Source organism: Algoriphagus vanfongensis DSM 17529, assembly GCF_000429465.1.
GTDB lineage: Bacteria > Bacteroidota > Bacteroidia > Cytophagales > Cyclobacteriaceae > Algoriphagus > Algoriphagus vanfongensis.
On record NZ_AUBX01000010.1, the window covers coordinates 781216 to 802399 of the forward strand.

The following is a 21184-nucleotide window of genomic DNA, read 5'->3' on the forward strand; positions in this document are numbered from 1 at the left end:
TTTTTGACCTTAGATTTGTGGTAGTTTAGAGGTCTGGGATTAAATCTACTCACCAAGACTTTTGAAGTTACGACCAGCAAAAAAGCATTTTATATTTTTAGCGCTTACCCTAGTGGTAAGTGCCAGCTTGGCTTTTGCGTGGACTGATCTGAGACCTACTTCCAATCCTACTGTCTTGGAAGCTCAGGAAATGGCAGATCCCGAGCTCACTGGACCTGATAAGCTATGCAATGTTTTTGGGAGTATAATCGGAGATTTTTCAGGTGGCGGGAATCCAAATACAGATACATATTCATGGAAGATTTTTAGCCCAAGCGGACAATTGTTATTTGAAAGATCCGGGGGATTCCAGACGATTAGTTACACATTTTCTCTGATCGGGACACACCGGGTAGAGTTAACGGTCAGTAGAGGAAATCCAATTATTTATAACGAAGTTAAAGAAGTGGAACTTATTCGCGGGCCTCAAGTAATTTTACAATCTAATTACCAATTATGCGGCTCCAGCACTGTTGAATTAACAGCTATATCACCATCTACTACCAATTTTTCAGATTATCTATTTGAATGGAAGAATGAACAAGGAACCATATTAGGGACTACAAATACAATACAAGTGGACAGCCCAGGTATATACGACGTCAAATTTTATTTCGAGGATATCTTAGGCACATCTGTATGTCTTTCGGAACTCAGCACATCAGTAGAGGGAGTAAATGATTACCAAATTACTCAAAGTGCAAATGACGCCTGTCCAGATTTGCAAGTGACATTTGCTACTGATCCTCAAGTGTCCGGTAGTTGGTTTTATGAAAAAAATGGAACTGGAACACGAAACTACCTTGCTGATGGGAACACTATAAATATTTTCCCGAATCAAAATCTTAATGGCGAGGGAAATTATTCGATTATTTTTATCCCAGATTCTTCTACTGGAGCATGTTTGGTTGAAAAATCGACCACTTTAACCTACTTTCCTCAGCCAGATTTCTTTCTTGTAAGTTCTGTTGGGGCATCTGGCTGCAAAGTCTATGATGGGTCCCTGACGATACAAGCAACAACTCCTTTGGATTACATCTTTATTGAAGGAATAGGAGTAGTATCCCCTCCTCTTTCCCCGGGTGACACCTTTGAATTTACCAATTTAGAATCTGGAGCCTACAGTATGGTAGGAGTTTTGGGAAGCTGTATCAATACACTTGGATCAGTAGTTTCCCTCACTGACCCTCCAGAATCTCTAAAATTTAGCATTACAGATATTCAGGGAGAAATGTGTACTGAAGATGGCAAAACCTTGGGTTCTTTTGATGTCTTATTTACAAATGGTCCATTTGACGGATCCTATAGAGTAATCAATGAAAAAGGTGCGGAAGTCCAAAGCTCACTACTTGAAAGCACTTCTGGTCTTAATATCGAAATTCCAGGCGGCAGGTATTATTTTGAACTCTATAGCACAGATAGTTGCAGCCTGCCTAAGGCTGAATTAATTGATGTTCCGGGCCTGGGACTTACAGAGTTTTATGTACCTGACGAGCTCACAATTTGCCAATCATTTGATCTTATTCCTTCCACTAGTCAAGACTTAGTCTTTAAACTTGAATACCCTGACAAAACGATAATTACTAAAAATACAGATGAAGCTTTTGAGATCAATGCAGCAGGAACATATAAGCTCATCGGAAGTCATTCTAGCGACCCTCTTATCTGTCCAACCGCTAAGGAATTTGAGGTATTTGTAGTAGAGCCAGTTGATTACGAACCTGTTTTGATCAAACAAGATTGTTTTGGCAATCGAACTTACTTCGCCGAAATCAATGGACGAGACCCTAGTTCTGTGATTTTTTCATGGTATAATGAAAATGATGAGCTGATAGGAACTGGCCAAAGTATGTTTCCTACTTCGATTGGAGAATTCAAATTAGATGTCCAGCCTGCCAATAGTCAAGCTTGCCAAAATCCACCAAAGGTTTTTCTAATTGAGGAACCTATTCTAGAAGTTGATCTCAGTATTTTATCCACTAAACTTTGTGAGTTTGGGCCAGAAGCTATAGTTAGTTTAGAGTCGACTTTTCCTGAAGAAATCACCCATATCAGATGGAGGAGATTTGATTCCAATGGTGATATTATTGAACTTCCAGAGTTTAATGAGCTTTGGGAAATTACTACTAGAACAGGCGGCACCTATGAGGCTTCTGTCTACAGCATTATTCCTGCAATCAATAAAAATTGTGAACTCGGCAGGGCTACATTTCAGCTGGATCTGACTCCAGACAAAGTTCTATTTGATATTCCTGAAGAAATCACCATTTGTGAAAGTTATGAATTGACACCAGAGACCAGTGATAATTTGGATTTTTTTGTAACTGCCCCGGATGGATCCATAGAGGAAGGAGTCACGGGACAAAGTTTCACTTTGGACCAAGTGGGCACATATACCTTCCTTGCATTTGACCAAGATTCTCCTACCCCATTCTGTCCTGAGCAAAAGGAAATAATCGTGCAAAAGACAGAGCCAGTCATTTTTGAGCCGGTTCTTTTTGAGGCATTGTGTGACGGCACGCGCACCTATCAAGCTCAGATCCAAAATTATCCTATAGAGGAAGTTACTATTAGCTGGATGAATCAAGAGGGGGCTATCATTGGTACAGATGAGTTCCTTACCTTACCCGGACCCGGCACCTATAGTGTCCTTGTTCAGCCAGTAAACTCTACTCCCTGCCCTTATCCTCCGATTGAATTCATTCAAGAACCTCCTGTTTTCAGTGTTGACATCAGCCTGACTGCAGATCCACTTTGCCCTGATGCCGAATCAGCCATTTTAACTGCGAGTGCTGACATGGAAACCTTTACTAGGCTTGAATGGTGGTTTACAGATTTGGAAGGAAATCAGTCACAGCTGAATCAATTTACCAATCAACTGGAAATTTTAGCTCTTCAAGAAGGCACTTATGAAGTCCGTGCCTTGGATGAGATCCCTTGTCTGTTGGGAACTGATCAGGTACTACTATTGCGCAGCCAAGACACTGTGAGGCCAGAGGTAGAAGAAAGCTATCAAGTATGTCCCAAATATTCCATTGGCCCTACTATCGATCCCGGAAATTTTGCTTCTTATGAGTGGTACAATCAGGAGCAACTTGTATCTACCAGTCCTACTTTCAAGCCTCTTCAGGTGGGAAGCTATCAACTCATCGTCTATAGCCTAGAAGGATGTGCTTATCAAGCCACTTTTGTGACAGAGGAAGAGTGTGAGCTAAAAGTCATTTTCCCTACAGCTATGACACCGGGACATTCAGATAAGCCATTTTTAATCTACACTAACTATCTAGTGGATGAGCTGGAACTTTGGATTTTCAATCAATGGGGAGAATTGATCTTTCACTGCCAAAACAACTCTCTCATCAGTGAGGAATCTACCTGTCCATGGGACGGCTACCTGAATGGGGACAAAATCCCCAATGGAGCTTATACATTGCGGGTTAATTATAGAAATATTGAGAAAAATATCCGTCAAGAATATCTAGGTTCTATCATGGTGATTGACTGATTAAGAAATATCCTCTTCAGTGCATTTTGGAATATTTTTTGCCTTTTCTGCCTGAGAAAAATTTCTAAAAGCAAAAAGGATGTAATTTTGCTCATCACCCCAAAAGTATAGACCCTTGTCTGAAAAGGCTCAATTTCCAAAATGGAAGATTGGGATACTCTCTATCTGGATGCTGCTGACTGCAAGTACCAGCTTCGCAAGCGAGGCACCAGCTTTAAAAGAGAACTCGAATCCCCGCGTATATTCCGAATTTGCAGAACCTCAAATTGTAGGTCCAGATGGGCTATGCAATATTTTTGGGACCGTAGTCGGCACCTATAGTGCCGGTGGTGATATAGGCGATGTCTACGAGTGGACTGTATTCGATCCATCAGGAAATGTAATTCTGAGCCGCAATGGTGGAGAACAACTGGAAACAATTCAGGTCGTTTTTTCCGAAAATGGAGATTATAGCATCCACCTTAGAGTCAGACGCGGTACTAATTCATCTTATTACGAGGAAACCAAACCAGTCAGTGTGGAAGAGGGACCAGAATTGGCTTTGTTGCCAGACTACCTCTTATGCGCAGGATCTTATGCTCTATTAACTGCTCTGGATCCCGAAATGCCGAATTTATCCGACTATACAATCGAGTGGAAAGATATTGAGGGTAACTTATTGGGAACTGGAAATGAGTTGATGACTTACAATGAAGGATTTCATTTAGTTGAACTTTATCAAACGAATGCAGCTGGAGGCCAATCTTGCTTGATCACTGGCTCCACATTTGTTGGTCCTCCGATAGACTTCAAAATCACCACCTCCTCTTCTACAATCTGCGAAGGAGAATCCATTTCTGTCGGACTAGACACACCACTTTCTGGAGAATGGTTTATCCAAAAAGACTTTACAGGGGCCCGCAGATCCTTGGGAAATGCTTTTGATATCCAGATTCCCTCTTCTGAATTGGCAGGACCAGGTCTCTATATAGTATCCTTTCAGACCACGACGGAGGATTATCCAGATTGTATTTCCGAAAGAATTGTAGGCTTTGAACTTCTTGAGAGTCCTCAAATCAGCATCCAAAACACTATTGAACCAGATCCTTGTCTTGCAAACGGAAGTTTTGAGCTTGCTTTTCAAAATGACATTGATGGCTTCTCCATACCCGAGCTTAATATCACCGGAGGCCCTCAAGTAGCCGGTCAGAGTTTTCCGATATCTAATCTTAAAACTGGGATTTACACCATTTTTCTGGAGAAAAACGGTTGTCAAACGACTTCGCTATTAGTGCTGGACTCTAGCAACTCTGGCGGATCAACTTCTCCGTCCACAATTATCTCCCCCGAAACATGTAGCCCCACTGGTGTAGCCCCTGGAAGTATTGAGGTTGATCTAGGAACAAGCTTCACATCTGGCACCTACAGAGTCCTATCTACCCGACAAGGAGAAATTGAGACAGACGCCATCCCTGCTTCCGGAGAATTTGTGGTAAATCTAAATCAAGGCTCCTATTTTCTTGAGCTGGAGGTTGATGGTTGCACCTACCCGATCATTCCATTTGAAATAGAAAATGCACCACACGTAGAGTATACTATACCTACGAATTTGAATATTTGTGAGTCTTTCATCCTTCAACCTGACACAGATCAGAATCTGCGCTTCACGCTCACCTATCCTGACGGTCAAAGCCAAAGCATCAACGCTGGTCAATCATTTACATTGACAGAGGCGGGCTCGTATTCCATCTATGGTGAAAGTAGAGATGGAAATACTTCGCTTTGCCCGAAAGTTATAGATTTCACTGCCACCTTTTCATCTTCTATTTCTTTTGCACCTGTCTTGGCTATTGAAAAATGCTTTGACCCCATTAAGTACATCATCGACCTAAACGGCATTACCATTGAAGAAGCCAGTATCAGGTGGCTTAATGATCAAGGAGAAATCGTAGGACGAAGTCCAGAGTTTTACCCGAGGGGAGTGGGACTGTATTCTTTGGTAGTACAGCCACTAGAAAGCGGGTATTGTCCTGTAGTCCCGGTGGAGTTTGAAGTTGAGCCGCAGATCACCTCCGTACCAATGGATCTTACCTCAACTAAAATTTGCCCTGATCCAGGATTGGGATTGGTCACTTTGTCCACAAATGAAGAAGAAGTCGTCGATACGGAATGGATCTATTATGACTCACTGGACAATAGAGAAGAACTGGTACAATTTGATGGTCTTTTCGAAATAGAAATTGATCGCCCGGGGACCTATGAAGCTGTCGCCTACAATAGTTTGGGCTGTGAAATAGGCAGAAATCTGGTTGCGGTAGAAAACAGCAGTCTATTGACTCCTCCCCTTTTAGATGACAGCTATGCTATCTGCTCCAAGGAAAACACTTTATCAGGCATTGATCCTGGTGAATTTGCTACGTATGAGTGGTACTTTGGAGAACAACTCGTGTCAACTTCACGCGTGTATAAACCTACCCAAGTAGGTGAATATTTTTTGGTTGTGACTACTATAGATGGCTGTGAGTTCTCAGGTTCTTTTACGACCTACGATGCCTGCGATTTTGAAGTCGTATTTCCCAACGCCATGATTGCTGGAGATCCAGCTCGTAATTTCCAAGTGATCCTCTCAGAAGGAGTCACCGAGGCTTCGCTTTTTATCCTCAACAGACAAGGTGCCTTGATCTATCAGGCAGACAGTGTGGAGATTGCGCCGGAGGCTCCGGTTTTACAATGGGACGGAACCATGCTAGATGGCAAAAAAGTGCCTGCAGGCACGTACGTGGTAGTTTTGATGGCCAAAAATCCGACCTACGGATTTGAAGAAAAGATAACTGGCTCATTGCTAGTCATCGAGTAGTCATATTTTTAAAATTTATATTGGCGGAAAAGTCGGAGTCCGATATTTTTCCTATTTTCAGCAGATTTCTACGATTGAAAATTTATTCTTAATCCAAAAAAACCTATTCTATGACGCAAGCTATTAATCGCACTGCTTTATTTAATGGAAGTTGTTTTGCCCTCATTACCACGGGACTTTCATTTTCTATTAGAGCGGGGATTTTATCCCAACTAGGTGCAGAATTTGACCTGACTGGAGAGCAACTCGGATATATCAATTCCATGTGGTTTTTCGGCTTCCCTATCTCAATGGTTATTGGTGGCCTTTTCTACCACTCCATTGGCCCCAAAAACATCATGAGAATTGCTTTCGTAGCACATACTTTGGGAGTTTTGTTGACAATTTTTGCTGGTGGATATACCGGGCTTCTTATTTCTATGCTTTGTATCGGCTTAGGTACAGGATGTACAGAAGCGGCTTGTAATCCTATGATTGCAGACATGTACTCTGGTGACAAGATGAACAAGATGCTCAACCGCTTTCACATGTGGTTCCCTGGAGGAATCGTACTTGGCTCCTTGATTTCAAAATTCATGACAAGTATGGATTTGGGCTGGCAAGCTCAAATGGGTGTGATCATGGTTCCTGCAATCACTTATGCAGTATTATTCGCAGGCAAAACATTCCCTGAGCCACAGTCAAATGAAGCTACTTCTCTCAGCAGCAATCTCAAGGCAATGTTTTCACCACTATACATTTTTCTAATCATCTGTATGGCGTTGACAGCGATTTCAGAATTCGGACCTGGTCAATGGGTAGAAGTGATTTTGGGAAGTAGTGGAGCTGACCCTATGATCATCTTGGCATTGACAGCCGGTCTTGTGACTGTGTTGAGATTCTTTGCTGGTCCAGTGGTATCGACTTTAGGCCAAACTGGCGTGTTGCTTTTCGGAGCAATATTCGCTGCAATCGGCATTTACCTATTCAGTGTGGTGGAAGGCCCTGTAGCCTACCTCGCAGCGATCATCTATGCGCTTGGATACGCTTATTTCTGGCCTGTGATGGTAGGAGCAGTTGCTCAAAGAGTACCATTGAGTAGTGCATTGGGAATGTCAGTTATCGGAGCCGTCGGCATGTTCTCCTCAGGGATCTTTCAGCCAATCATTGGTAGCTGGATTGACAATTCTACAATCGAAAACACTGCGAAAGGTCTTTCTGGAGAAGCTTTGCAATTAGCAACAGGACAAGACACTTTGCAGAAAATGATGCTTTTCCCGATTATATTGATCGTATTGTTTACAATCTTCTATTTCTGGCAAAAAGGTAAAAAACCAGCTGCTGCCGCAGCTCACTAAAACTCAAAAAAGCAGCTTTCGGGCTGCTTTTTTTATGCTCAATTTCTATTGACAGGAATAACTTTGATAGTCATTCTTAAAGAGAGACCAAAGCTTTCCTTCCTCATCCCGATACGTGATTGTTTCAGTCTTGAGCATAATCTCCAACCCCTCGCTAGTCACGATACTCCCATCGCTCAAGGTAATCGTACAAGAGCCCTCGATGATTTTCACATCTTTCAGACCTATGTCTTCCAATACCCCTTCACAGGAGCTATTTAGAAGCATCAGGGACAAAACCATGATTGAAAAGGATTTTCTCATCTATATTGACAAAAGCTAACTCTAAAGTAATCAGTCAAAGGTCAAGAAAAAAGTGGGAAACAAAAAAGCCCAACTGCTGTAGCTGGGCTTTGTGACCTCGTCAGGATTCAAACCTGAAACCTCTTGAGCCGTAATCAAGTGCTCTATTCAGTTGAGCTACGAGGCCGAAACGGTCTGCAAAGGTATTTATATTCTCTTTGAATCCAAACATTCTCCTTCAAGTTTTTTGAAGAAAACAAATCGATACCAGTGCTCCCCTTAAGAATTATTAAGACTAAAAGCAGGTTAAATCCTAAAGGATTTTCTATTTTTGCCCGCACTAGCAAGTATTTAAGCACTCTTTTAATGAAAAAAATATTCTCCTTCCTACTCGCATTTTCATTGGTTCAATTTGTTTTTGCTCAGGAAGAAACCAAGTCCCCTAAAATCCCCATCGGAGGAAGACCCAATATCCCCGCAGATCTCCGTGTGGAATTTGGATTCAACCTACTCAACAATCGTCCAGAGGACATGAGTACTCGGTTTTTTGCTTCCAAAACTTTCAACATCTACTACCAATATCCACTCGCCGTTTTTGGTGCTGGCTCAGGCTTTACCCTTAGCCCAGGAGTCGGAATCGGATCAGACAAGATGGCTTTCAAAGATCATGTCACGCTTGTGAGCGACCCTTCCAAAGGCCCAGAGTCAAGTGAATTGGTCGAGCTGACGGAGATTTATGGAGATAATATCACAATTTCCAAAAACACCTTTGCTGCCAACTATGTAGACATCCCATTGGATCTGACCTATCACATCAATACGGCAAACTACAACAAAGGCTTCCGCGTCAGTGTAGGCGGTAAAGTAGGATGGTTGTACAATGCACACTCCAAGGTAAAAGTAAAAGATGCCGATGGACTGGAGCAAAAAGTCAAAAATGCTCAGGATTATGGCCTAGAAAAGATCCGATATGGACTGACTTTCAAGGCTGGCACTCCGGGATTTTATGTATGGAGTTACTTTGGACTGAACAACGTCTTTAAAGAAAATATGGGTCCTGTAGAAAATCAGGCTAAGCAAATCAATTTTGGAGTAGCTGTAAATCTTTTCTAATCACAGTCTCCCAACAAAATTTAAAAACCGAGTTTCTAGAAACTCGGTTTTTTTTATGTCCAGATCCACATAAAGCCAAAAAAGCAGGACACAAAGCCGAAGCCAAAACCTACATAGATCTCTAGAGGAGTGTGAGCATCCAAATACAATCTGGAAGTACCTACCACTCCTGACAGCAATAACGCCGCTAGTAAAGGATAAAGCCCTGAAAAGGTAGGGAAACAAATTCCCAATACGACTACCAAGGCTACCAATCCCCCTACTCCCGTCATGTGGGCAGACATTTTCCAAAACAAAGTCACCAATGTCAGCACGACTACTACCACTGCTATGACAGCCAATGCTTGCCACAGAATTGGATCCAATTCGGTCATTTGATACATAAAGTAAACCGTCATCAAAAAATAAATCGAAGTCACCGTGAAAGGCACTATTCGCTCTCTGATTTCGGCCATATGGATGCTTTTGAGCGTACCACTGAGCCTCAGTCCGATAATCGTAATCATGGGAATCACCAAGGTAGACAAAGCAATGAGGTAAAAAATCCTCATTTTAAACTCATAGGGCACACTGCTCGCCTCAGGGACTCCAAACAAAATAAGCCCAAAGACCAAGGAAGGAATTAAAAGAGGCTGAAATACGACGGAAACTATCAGTGCTATGACTCTCCCCACTACAGTTCTTTTCTAAGTCTTGCCACAGGTATCTGAAGCTGTTCTCGATATTTTGCGACCGTCCTTCTGGCAATATTATAGCCTCTCTTGTTAAGCATTTTCACCAACTTATCATCAGATAGAGGCTTCTTCTTGTCTTCTTGATCCACCATTCCTTGCAAGACTGACTTCACTTCTCTATTACTCACATCTTCCCCACTGTCAGTTGAGATTCCTTCAGAGAAAAAATACTTCAATGGATACACCCCAAACTCAGTCTGAATAGCTTTGCTATTGGCTACTCTGGATACAGTGGAAATGTCCATATCTATCTTTTCAGCAATGTCTTTGAGGATCATCGGTCTCAGATTGGTCTCATCTCCATCGATGAAGAAGTCATACTGGTATTGCAAAATAGCTTCCATTGTCCGAAGCAGTGTGTTTTGTCTCTGCTTGATCGCATCAATAAACCACTTGGCAGCATCCAGTTTTTGCTTGACAAAAGTGACCGTCTCTTTCAGTTTTTTATCTTTTTTATCAGACTTATCATAGGCATCAAACATATCCGCATATGATCTGGAAATCCTCAATTCAGGTGCATTTTTCGAATTGAGACTGATCTCCAACTTCCCGGAGTTATTCGTCAAGATAAAATCCGGGATGATATATTGTGTCCGCACCAAGCCTTCCGAGACTCCACCCGGTTTTGGGTTTAGCTTGGTGATCAGGTTGACAGCGTCTTTGGTTTCCTCTTCTGTCAGATCACATCTGCGCTGGATTTTAGAATAATGCTTTTTGGTAAATTCTTCAAAGCAATCATTCATGATCCGTAGTGCATTTTGGACCTCAGGATCTTCTGGATGCTCTTTTCGCTCCAGCTGGAGGATCAGACACTCTTGAAGATTTCTGGAAGCAATCCCGGCAGGATCGAATGTCTGGATCTTGCGGAGGATCTCTTCGAGTTCGTCGATGTCTGTCTCTATATTTTGGCTGAATGCCAAATCATTGATAATCGCCTCCAAATCCCGGCGAATGTATCCATCATTTTCTATACTGCCGATCAGCTGTTGACCGATGATTTTTTGTCGATCATCTAGCTTGAGATAATTCAATTGTTGGATCAGTTGCTCATGAAGAGAAGACTGAGAAGAAATGGGAATCTCACGGTCTTCTTCGTCCGAATTGTAATTTCCATCCCCTTGCATTTTGTAGCCTCCATACTCATCATCGAGGTAATCATCTAGATTGAGATCTCTTTCATCTGTGGAAATATCTTCCTCATACGAGTCCTCAAACTCTTCTTGGGTATTTTCTTCCTTCTCCTCCCGACCTTCTTCTAAGGCGGGATTGACCTCCAATTCCTCCTCGATGCGAGCGTCCAATTCGGCCGTAGGAACCTGCAACAGCTTGATAAACTGGATCTGCTGTGGGGACAGCTTCTGAGAAAGTGTCTGACTAAGATTAAGCTTTTGCATCAATGAAAGGGTAAAACCTGCAATTTGGGTTCAAAAAAGGCCTTTTCACAAGAAAAAGCCCCGAACTCAAAGTTAGGAAAAACAAGCAATTTTTTGAATAAAAGCTGATTTAATCGTTTTTTTGCAGACTATACAAAATAGGCTTTTCAGGCTGTTTTAAACTTTATCAGAAATCATGGCATTCAACAAGCGGGTCAAAATCAAGACCATTCTGGATCAAAATCCAATCGGCAGTGAACTTACCATCATGGGATGGGTGAGAACGAAGCGTTCTAATAAAAACGTCACCTTCATTGCAATGAATGACGGCTCCATCATCACCAATTATCAGGTAGTAGCCGATCCCAATTTGATTTCTGAAGAAATTCTAAAAAAATGCAGTACCGGAGCCTGTCTCAAAATCACCGGAACTGTCGTGGAATCTCAAGGTTCCGGTCAATCATCCGAACTCAATGCTATTTCTATCGAGGTATTGGGCGAGGCTGATCCTGAAAAATATCCATTGCAACCTAAGAAACACTCTTTGGAGTTTCTTCGTGAGATTGCTCACTTGAGAATGCGTACAAATACCTTTGGAGCTGTTTTCAGAGTGAGACATGCTTTGGCTTTTGCTGTACATCAATACTTCAATGACAAGGGCTTTTTCTACATCCATACACCGATCATCACAGCATCTGATGCGGAAGGAGCAGGGGAAACTTTCAAAGTGACCACCTTGGATATTGCAAATCCTCCTAAAACTGAAGAGGGAGCGGTTGACTTCAAGCAGGATTTCTTCGAGAGAGAAGCAAACCTGACTGTTTCCGGTCAGTTGGAAGGCGAACTGGCAGCAATGGCCTTATCAGAGATCTATACCTTTGGTCCTACTTTCCGTGCCGAAAATTCCAACACGACACGTCACTTGGCGGAGTTTTGGATGATCGAGCCGGAGATGGCTTTCTATGATGCCGAGGACAATGCAGATTTGGCAGAAGACTTCTTGAAGTATTTGATCCGATATGCCTTGGATCATTGCATGGATGACTTGGCATTTTTGGAGTCAAGGCTTCTGGATGAAGAGAAATCCAAGCCTGCAGATCAACGCTCAGAAATGGGATTGATAGACAAACTGAAGTTTGTCTTGGAGAATGAATTTGTCAGAATCACCTACACAGAGGCAATCGAGATTTTGAAAAGATCCAAGCCAAATCAGAAGAAGAAATTCCAGTACCTAATCGAGGAATGGGGTGCAGATCTTCAGTCTGAGCATGAGAGATACTTGGTAGAGAAGCATTTCAAAAAACCAGTGATCTTGACTGACTATCCGAAAGACATCAAGTCCTTCTACATGCGTCAAAACGAGGACGGCAAAACTGTAGCAGCGATGGATATCCTATTCCCTGGTATCGGCGAGATCGTCGGTGGTTCTCAGCGAGAAGAAAGAATGGATGTCCTGCTTCAAAGAATGGAAGAGATGAACATTCCTACCGAAGAAATGTGGTGGTTTTTGGATACTAGAAGATTTGGAGCTACTCCCCATGCCGGCTTCGGCTTGGGCTTCGAGAGAATGGTCCAGTTCGTCACGGGAATGGGCAATATCCGCGATGTGATTGCCTTCCCAAGAACTCCAGGAAACGCTGAATTCTAATCCGTAGTAAATATTAAAATTTAATCCCTGTCAGAAATGGCAGGGATTTTTTATTAATCAAAAATCCCCGTATTCCCCTTTTCCAGCAATGATTTGAGAGCTGAAAGTCCATCAAGATTTTCTGGCGCAACATTTCTAGTTTCCAAAGGATCGGCTTGCTGATCGTACAATTCATATTCCGGTCCATTTGTACGGAAATACTGAGTCAAACGATAATCTGGGGTCCTGACAGAATTGCCTCGATTGAAATAGCTATAAGCCGAATTTCTCCAGGTGGGCAAACTGGGATTTTGCATCAAGCCCACCATACTCTGGCCATCAAGATCAGAAGCTGAACTCAGCCCAGCCAAGTCCAGCAGCGTAGGATAAATATCTACTGAACTGACTATTTGATCTACCTGATTCCCTTTTTGGGCTGGATTTCTGATCACTAATACGGACTGCAATGCCCAGTCAAACAAGGTATGTTTTCCCCAGACCAAATCATCCCCCAAGTGCCAGCCGTGATCACCCCACACCACGACGATCGTATTCTCTGCCAAGCCCTGCCGCTCCAGTTCATCCAAAACTTTCCCTATCTGAGCATCTACATAGCTGACTGCTGCCAAATAAGCATGTCGGATCTTTCTGGCATATTCATCGGAAAGCTGCGAGTCGAGACTTGCCTTCTCCTCTCCGAGAGCATATTGGTTAAATTCACCACTTTGCAGCAAACTCGCTTTGGCCGAGCCCTCTGGAATTTGAGGAAATGGTGCAAGAGGGATTTCAGATTCCTCGTAGAGATCCCAGTATTTTTGCGGAGCCGTAAAAGGCAAATGAGGCTTAAAAAAGCCCACACTTAAAAAGAAGGGCTTCTCCTCCTCCTTCAACTCTCCCAGCTTTTGGATCGCCAATTCGGCTGTCAAACCGTCTGGATAGCCCGTGTCGGCCACATCAGCAGCTTCATAAGGTTTGACCTGCTTGTTTTTCCCAGTCCTATTGCTTCCATCTGCATATCCAAAAAATGCATTGTGCCCTGTCTCCCATTTCCCAGGATCAAACAACATTTCATCCCAACTTCCTGGCAACTCCAGTACATCACTTTTAGGCTCCGCATAGTCATAGACATAGCCATCCGGATGGTGTGATATTTTGCCTATCCCTACCGTGTAATAGCCTTGATCCCTGAATTGCTCCAAAAATGTCAAAGGCCTCTCCGACTTTGACTTCGAAGAAATATGCTGTACAGAAGCCATATTACTGAGATCAGCTTTGCTTCTTGGCAGCTTCCCAACTAACATACTATGCCTCGAAGCTCCGCATGTGGGAACGGTGACAAAGTGATTGGTAAAGACTGAGCTTTGCGAAGCCAATCGATCCAGATTGGGTGTTTTAGCATATTCCTTCCCATAAGCCCCAAGCTCCGGCCGCAGGTCATCTACTGCTATAAATAAAAAATTAGGCTTCTCAACTGGTACGTTCTGAGCTTTACTTTCGGCAGAAAGCATCAAACAAGCCCACAAAAACATAAACAAACAAATCACTCTTACTTTCACGATGTACTCTTTCATAGTATTTCCCTAGCTGACTACTTTCACTCTTCTGGCTAGTGGGATACAAAGCAGGCTAAAGAAAATTGCAATGTATCCAACCAGATTAAAATTGGTCAATTGCCCTGTGGCAGATTCACCTATGATCAGTCCTGCTATCAAGGATGCCAGCCCTGTAGCCAACTGTTGAATCGCAGAATTAAAACTCAGAAAGCTTCCTCGATTTTCCGGCAAAGCTGTCCCGGTGATAATCGCAGCAGCGGGCACATATCTTCCATTAGATGTGACAAAAAACAGAGTCGTCACCAGCAACACCAAAGGTACTGGAGTCACTCCAAGATGGGTGATGATTCCAATGGGAATGACATTCAGCGCCATAAAAATGGAAAAGACTTTTAGCTTGCCATATCTGTCAGAAAGTCTTCCTACCCAAGGTGAAGTGAATATGGTAAATGCCCCGCCTGCGATGTAGATATAGGTCAGTTGCATCTCTGTAAATCCAACATTGGCAACATTGTAGGGACTCAGAAACGGAATAATCATAAACTGACCAAACATCATCATGACGGACAGAGAGATCGCTCGCATTTGATTGGAATTCGAAGTGACTCGCTTAATCACTTGGACAGGATGAGGGCGGTGGGCTTCTTGATTCAAATGGTCTTTGATCGAAGGGATAAACCGGATGATCATCCCCAAACTGACCAGCGACAAAAGAGTCAGAATATAAAAAGGGGTGTGCCAATCGGATAAACTCGCCAAAAACAAGCCTAGAGGAACCCCAAGCACAGAAGCAACAGAGAACGCCGCCATGACCAGCCCCATGGCTCTTCCACGCCTGGAATCGGGCACCACATCACCTATGATTGCCAAAATCAAGGCCGAAGTCAATCCTCCGAACAGCCCCGAAATCACACGTGCCATCAAAAGAACGGAATAGCTGGGAGAAAGGGCGCAGCCCAAGGTGGCCACAGTAAAACCAATATAAACCCAAAGCAGTATTTGCTTTCGATCAAACCGATCTAAGAAGAATGCTCCAAAAAAACTTGAAATCCCTGCACTGAAAGTATAGGAAGATACTAAGAGACCAAATTCTCTCGGGGAAATTTCAAATACCCGCATCAATTGTGGTCCCAAAGGCATCAAAATCATAAAATCAACAATATGGATAAAGTTGATCGCTGCGAGTGTCCAGAGGATTAGTTTTTCTCTATTCATAAATAAATGTTGAAAGCGGATGGAGAAGATCAGATTGAAGAATCAACCCCCAACTTCAAATAGGTCTCTGGAATTTCTTGAATAATATCTGAAGCGATAGTGCCACGTCTCTTTTTCTCTCCTGCAAGTTCCCCTGCCAGCCCATGATGATACGCGGCACACAAAGCTGCATTTTCGGGAGCATATCCCATCCCGAGAAATGCTGTGATCATCCCTGTCAAGACATCTCCGGAACCTCCTGTCGCCATAAATTGAGAACCTGAACTATTGATTACCTGCTTTCCATCTGGAAATGAAATGACTGTATTCGCTCCCTTGAGAATTAAGATTAGTCCGTGCTCGATAGAAAAAGACTTGGCTTTTTCCATTCGGATTAAGTGAGTTTCAGCATTGCCAACCAGCCTATGAAATTCTCCCACATGAGGGGTTAGAATACTATTTTTCGGCAATTGACCCAATAATTCTGGATGCTTCGCCAAAATATTGATTCCATCTGCATCAATTACCATAGGCTTGGAATTGTCTTTAAGGAGTCGCTCCAAGAGGCTTTTGCGATGATCCACTCCCCAGCCTGGGCCGATCCCCACTGCATCGTAGTAGTCGGCATTGGGAATCAAGCCCCAGTTGCACATAGCCTCGGGCACTGCCACCTGCAGAATCTGGTGCTCGCTTTCTTCCACATGGCATGTCACCAGTCCTGCTCCAGTTCGCAATGCCGCTTTGGAAGCCAAAACCATAGCGCCCATTTTCCCTAGGCTTCCTCCTACTAGGAGAATCTTGCCAAAATCTCCCTTGTGAGAAAATCGATGAAACATCCTGTGAAGCTTTGCTAGGTCATGCTTTTGTAGAAAAAATAAATCCTCTTCAAATTCACCGTAAAACTGATCCCCAATCCCTATATCTGCCACGATCAAATTTCCTGTGAAAGCAGCATTTTCCGGAAGCAAAAGAGCAAGTTTTGGAAAGGCAAAGGAAATAGTAACATCCGCCATAAAGCATGTGTCCTCCACTACTCCTTCAGAGTACATCCCGCTTGGGATATCCAGAGCGATCTTAATTCCTGACAGTTCATTCATCTGGTTGATCGCCTCCAGTGCATCCTTACGTAGATCCCCCTGCAATCCGACTCCTAGGAAAGCATCTATCACCACAACATTTTGATCCGATGATTCAAAGTCTTTCAGAAAAACTTCTTTGACTTGTGTGGGAAGGTATTCCAAATTATGTGCAGCATCAGGACTTAATTTCGCACTTTCTGCAAAACACTTGACGACTTGGACTGGATAGTTTTTTTGACTGATGAGCCTGGCAATAGCCAGTCCGTCTCCTCCATTATTTCCTGCCCCTACAAAAATCAGTACCTGTCTGTCTTTTGAAAAATGTTGCTGATAGAACCATTCCTCTACAAAGCGAGCTGCGTTTTCCATCAGCTCCAAGGATGGAGTTTTTGTTATTTTACAAAAACGAGAGTCTAGCTCTTTTACATTTTCACCTTTCAGTATTTTAATCATGCTTGGTGAGCAAAGTGTTAATCCTTTTTTTGACAATGAGATAATAAGAAGATTTTGAATGATTGAATACCAAATCAAAATAGAAGTCCAAAAATACAAGCATAATAGTTTAAAAAGTAAGTAATCAAAAGATGAGCTAAGGAATTTAGAGTTTAATTTGATAAGTGGACTTAAAAGGCCTTCACTTTGGAAAGAAAAAACATCATTTGTATTTCTCTCTCAGAATTTTAGGCTTCTAGTTAATTTGATCACTTTCATATATTCCATTAAAATGTACGCTGATAATATTGCCTTTATCATTGCCAATGATCTCACATGATCATCATTTGTACAGCTCGACAGTTTACTAAGGCAGTAATCTATAGATAATTCAAGCCTAAAACTGTTTTCCATCTATGCAGTAAGATTAATGCGATCAATCTAAAATATGGTTTAGGTGGAAAAAGGAAATACGAATAAGATCCAAGAAAAATACTCAACCATTGGATCTAGTTATGTAAGCTTCCTGAACCTAATTGCTGGCGTATTAATATTGCAATTAAAGCTAGACAATTACAATTCAGATCTATAGACACAAAAAAGCCCAATTACTATCAATCTTTGAAAACAAAAACGGATTGAAAGCCCTACATCAAGTGACTCATAATTTCACCCATCGATTGTCTAAGAACTTAAAACAGAAAATTCTGCCTATAAAAGCCGAGTAAAGACTCTTCACTCGGCTTTAACTTGAAAAATGAATTAGATTATTTATTAAAAGACGAAAATCACTCACTTTTCATTAACTAAGTCAGTCACCATAGCATTGTTTTGTTTTCTTCGTTAAGAAATTGATTCCCTCATAAATGAAACTTTCAATGCGAAGTCCAATGCTTAATCCGAACCTAGTATTTCAGATTATTTTTTACTGAACTGAATCGAGTAACCTTTCCTCCAGCTTCTGCTCATCTACGGTTAACTGGCAGATGGAAACCAAAATGGTTCCTGCCGTGATTGCATAGCCTGCATATTCCTGCAGGATCTCGGGCACCAGCCCTGGAGCTGTGAGCACAGCTGTGCCGATAGCTGCGATGAGCAATCCCGCCTTCTTCAAAAATTGAAAGAAAGGGGGCGTGGGCGCCAAGGCCCGTGATTTTACTTCTGAGAGTATGTTCATTGTTTTGTTGTTTAGATGTTGTTATTGCCCGATGTCGGGTGTCCGATGTCCGTTGCTAGATGTTCACGGTCGAGGATCAACAGACCACAGTAGTTTTTCCTCCTTAACTAGGGGGACTACGGGTACGCTGCAGCATTGCCTTCATCAGAACCTGCTCTGCTTCGAGTCTTATAAAGAGCTCTTTCAGCTTTGCCAGTTCCTGACTCAACTGCCGGGTATCCTGAATCAATAATTTCAGGAAATAAGCAATCACCGAAAGAAGCATCATCACGATCCCGCCGGCCAGACTCAGCAATAGGTCCGCGCCAGACATGATTCCAATTGGTATGGGATCCCCTTTGAAACTACCTGTAACTCGATCAACTCCCCGCTTTCCCAATAGGGCGTCAGCTCATCCATTAATTTCAGAAAAGCCAAGCGAGTAAATAAGGGAGTACCATCTGCCCGATAGCAGGTCACAGGACAGAACTCATGCAGACCGGGACTTTTTGCTCCGTCTTTGGAACAGATCCTCCCGATACCTCCCACCTGTATAGACCAGCCATGCTCCTCGCTATGTACTGGCTCCAGCAGATAGACTCCCTCCTCCATGCAATAGCAGCTTGGATCATAGCAGGCCTTGGGGGCTTCACGGATGAAGCAAAGCTGCCTCCCTCCTTTGAGTAGCCTCCCCAGGCTGCCCCGGGGAGTATAGCTACGTTGCAATAAGAGTCTCATCAGGCCTGACTTACAGTCATTATCTTCCCTGCATTGTGATCACCGTTGTTCATATGGTAATCCGTGCTATTGACCGTGAGGTAAAACTCAACACTCAATACAAACAGGAAGTGGGTACCACTTAGCTGTGATTTATCGATAGAAAGTACAGCGGCTTCTGCAGGTGCCGAAACTGGAAGGATCGGAGTGGTCACCGTTACCGTAGAACGGGTGCCGGCATCAAAATCCAAGCCCACTCCAGTTGCGATAATCCTGAAACCTTCTGCCCCCGTTGGATATGCTATCTCATCGCTAGGCAATAAGGTAGGAATCTGAACCTCCCAAGATGCCGGAGAATCCAATGCGCGGATATCAAACAGCAAAGTTCTTGACAAGGAAGCCCGGATATTCAGTTCCATTCCTCCCAGCAAATCCCAGTTGCCATTTTTCACCTTCCGTTCTCCCCTCACACTCAATGCATCGGATTTGAGCACTTTCATCATCTGCTGGTTCAGACGGAGTCCCAGGCGCGGATCGCTCACTTTGGAGATCACCGGTCTAAGGGCATCCTTCACCAGCTTGGATGAGTTAGCATTGTCCGTAAATTCCTGCATATTCTCCCGGGTTCGGGCAAAGCGGGGGTCGTTCATGATTCTGGACTTTTCCACCCCGCCTTTTTCACGGGCTAAATAACCATCTTTGGTCTTATAAAAGGACAGTCTCCCGACCCTCCCTTTCAGTGTAATAATACTCGCTTGTTTTGCCATAATACAATGGGTTTTAGTAAAACATGTGACCAAGATCAGATCCTCAAAAAAGATTATCAACTAAACATGCATTCCTAGCTTATCACTGCACTCTCTGCCATTTCATGCACTGATTGCGGTACGATTGGGACAAAAAAAGGTCAGAAATTTTTCCCGACCTTGACTCTTTGACTTATCAGACTTTATGTCATCAATGGAATGCATACCGAGTCAGAAAACCGCCTTTTTTTCTTCGAAAATTGACGATAGAAAGAGATATACAAGTAGGTTCCTGCCAGATTCAGTCTTGAGGGAATGGTGAGGGATTGGAATCGATTCCTACGAAAGGCAGCTCCCATCAGCTCCTCGGCGATTTTCTGATCTGGATTATAGAGTACAATCCAGCTGAGATCAGAATCTTTGGAGTTCCCAAGATTCCTCTGGGATTCCCATTGAAGGCTGAGCTCTCGTGCACCAGTCCAGATCACTTGAAGATTCAGAACGGGGCTCACAAATCCTGAAGAAATTAAAATGGATTCATACTGTACAGAATGGACACTCTGATTTTCATACATTGCGAATTTAAGCGTTTGGGAGAGTGCCAAGTGAAAGCCCTTTTTGGTTGAGGTTACAAACTCTCCATAACCGGTATCCAGCACTTGATTTAAGGGTCGAAGTGCTTCGGTTGCCACTTTGAACTTCTGCTGATACAGGCGCTGGAGGGCCGTGGGCCGGTAGCTTTTTTTCCTTTGTGGTTTCTCACGGACAATTGTTTTTCCATTGAGTTGGTAAATGACCAGGTTGCCAAGTTTCCCTGAAATCTGGCCTAGAAAAGGATGTGTTAATCGAGCCATAGCTTAGATGGTGTTTTGTGAATACAATAGGTAGTCTGGTACTTGGACAACTTTTGCCGGCCATACTGATGTTGCAGTTTGGTTACCGTGTTAATACCGGGTTACTGCTGCTGGCAGTAATACCCAGACCGTAGCCAGACGGTAGGGAGCCCGTTCAAAGTCCGAACAAAGCCCCGGGTTCGTATAGCTTTGCGATTCCTTTGGCTGGAATCTGTTTACTTTCAGTAGGGCCAGGGATCAGTTCAAGTAATCTGAAACATCTGACTCGGGAATTCCGGAAAAAGCCGAAAATTCGGCAACCGTCACGTATTGCCCCTTCGATTTGTCGGTCAACTGACGGATCTTACGGATCACCTCATGGCTGTAGCGTACACTACGCCCGGTTATCCGCTGGATGTCTTTTGCGTAGATAACACATCTCTTGGTATTCATGATTTATTTGCATTAAAGATGTTTACGTTTTTTATTCACTTAAAAGCTGTAGCAGTCTCGTTTGCAAAGTGCTCTGCTACGCTTCTTAAAAAAAGCCATCTGGCTTTTCCATATCCATGGAAGACTCACCGGTTCTAAAATTTGTCTGAATCCAGACTTTGCAATTGCGGGGAGC

Annotated in this window: 17 protein-coding genes and 1 tRNA gene; 5 read left to right on the plus strand and 13 right to left on the minus strand. The window is 43.1% G+C overall.

All coding sequences use genetic code 11. The features are described from left to right. The first annotated feature begins 61 nt into the window (after positions 1-61). From G460_RS0108600 to G460_RS0108610, 3 genes are all read left to right on the plus strand, one after another. Positions 62-3544, plus strand: coding sequence for a T9SS type B sorting domain-containing protein (locus tag G460_RS0108600; RefSeq protein WP_157366894.1), 3483 nt, complete (start codon positions 62-64; stop codon positions 3542-3544). A 115-nt stretch (positions 3545-3659) separates the two neighbouring features. Further along, entirely contained in the window at positions 3660-6380 is a 2721-nt protein-coding gene (locus G460_RS0108605) for a FlgD immunoglobulin-like domain containing protein (RefSeq protein WP_026954972.1), read from the plus strand. A gap of 110 nt (positions 6381-6490) precedes the next feature. After that, on the plus strand, positions 6491-7717 hold the full coding sequence (locus G460_RS0108610; RefSeq protein WP_026954973.1) for an MFS transporter: 1227 nt from the start codon (positions 6491-6493) through the stop codon (positions 7715-7717). Positions 7718-7762: 45 nt separating this feature from the next. Here G460_RS0108610 and G460_RS0108615 read toward each other — a convergent pair whose 3' ends face one another. Continuing rightward, positions 7763-7999: a hypothetical protein gene (locus tag G460_RS0108615; protein WP_157366895.1), complete on the minus strand. Its 237-nt coding sequence runs from the start codon at positions 7997-7999 to the stop codon at positions 7763-7765. A gap of 113 nt (positions 8000-8112) precedes the next feature. After that, positions 8113-8186 (minus strand) — tRNA-Arg (locus tag G460_RS0108620). Positions 8187-8365: 179 nt separating this feature from the next. On the opposite strand from G460_RS0108620, the gene G460_RS0108625 reads away from it, so the two are divergent. Continuing rightward, complete coding sequence (locus G460_RS0108625; RefSeq protein WP_026954975.1) at positions 8366-9112, plus strand: porin family protein; 747 nt, start codon at positions 8366-8368, stop codon at positions 9110-9112. 53 nt (positions 9113-9165) lie between these two features. Here the strand turns inward: G460_RS0108625 and G460_RS0108630 are convergent, their stop codons facing one another. After that, entirely contained in the window at positions 9166-9786 is a 621-nt protein-coding gene (locus tag G460_RS0108630; RefSeq protein WP_026954976.1) for a hypothetical protein, read from the minus strand. Further along, positions 9786-11240 carry an RNA polymerase factor sigma-54 gene (rpoN, locus tag G460_RS0108635; RefSeq protein WP_026954977.1) on the minus strand — a complete coding sequence of 485 codons (1455 nt, stop codon included), beginning with the start codon at positions 11238-11240 and terminating at the stop codon, positions 9786-9788. Before rpoN ends, G460_RS0108630 begins: the two co-directional genes overlap by 1 nt. A gap of 175 nt (positions 11241-11415) precedes the next feature. Between rpoN and asnS the strand changes: the two genes are divergently transcribed. Continuing rightward, positions 11416-12867: an asparagine--tRNA ligase gene (gene asnS, locus G460_RS0108640; protein WP_026954978.1), complete on the plus strand. Its 1452-nt coding sequence runs from the start codon at positions 11416-11418 to the stop codon at positions 12865-12867. 53 nt (positions 12868-12920) lie between these two features. On the opposite strand, the gene G460_RS0108645 is transcribed toward asnS, so the two are convergent. The 9 genes from G460_RS0108645 to G460_RS22860 all read right to left on the minus strand — a co-directional run bounded on the left by G460_RS0108645 (position 12921) and on the right by G460_RS22860 (position 21009). After that, entirely contained in the window at positions 12921-14417 is a 1497-nt protein-coding gene (locus G460_RS0108645) for a sulfatase (protein ID WP_245578714.1), read from the minus strand. 9 nt (positions 14418-14426) lie between these two features. Next, positions 14427-15614, minus strand: a complete 1188-nt coding sequence (locus G460_RS0108650) for an MFS transporter (protein WP_026954980.1) — start codon at positions 15612-15614, stop codon at positions 14427-14429. A gap of 29 nt (positions 15615-15643) precedes the next feature. Then, a complete protein-coding gene (locus tag G460_RS0108655; RefSeq protein ID WP_026954981.1) occupies positions 15644-17125 on the minus strand; it encodes a bifunctional ADP-dependent NAD(P)H-hydrate dehydratase/NAD(P)H-hydrate epimerase in 1482 nt (493 codons plus the stop codon). Between the two features lie 904 nt (positions 17126-18029). Further along, on the minus strand, positions 18030-18281 hold the full coding sequence (locus tag G460_RS0108665; protein ID WP_026954982.1) for a hypothetical protein: 252 nt from the start codon (positions 18279-18281) through the stop codon (positions 18030-18032). Between the two features lie 103 nt (positions 18282-18384). Further along, the gene (locus G460_RS0108670; RefSeq protein WP_035464138.1) at positions 18385-18594 is read right to left on the minus strand and encodes a hypothetical protein; all 210 of its coding nucleotides are present in this window, start codon (positions 18592-18594) and stop codon (positions 18385-18387) included. Next, the gene (locus G460_RS21675) at positions 18570-18998 is read right to left on the minus strand and encodes a hypothetical protein (protein WP_157366896.1); all 429 of its coding nucleotides are present in this window, start codon (positions 18996-18998) and stop codon (positions 18570-18572) included. Before G460_RS21675 ends, G460_RS0108670 begins: the two co-directional genes overlap by 25 nt. Next, positions 18998-19744 (minus strand): hypothetical protein, encoded by a 747-nt coding sequence (locus tag G460_RS0108680; RefSeq protein ID WP_026954985.1) that lies wholly within the window; start codon positions 19742-19744, stop codon positions 18998-19000. Before G460_RS0108680 ends, G460_RS21675 begins: the two co-directional genes overlap by 1 nt. A 182-nt stretch (positions 19745-19926) precedes the next feature. Beyond that, a complete protein-coding gene (locus G460_RS0108685) occupies positions 19927-20577 on the minus strand; it encodes a DUF6266 family protein (RefSeq protein WP_026954986.1) in 651 nt (216 codons plus the stop codon). A 237-nt stretch (positions 20578-20814) separates the two neighbouring features. Next, a complete protein-coding gene (locus G460_RS22860; protein WP_084421214.1) occupies positions 20815-21009 on the minus strand; it encodes a hypothetical protein in 195 nt (64 codons plus the stop codon). Positions 21010-21184 lie beyond the last annotated feature (175 nt).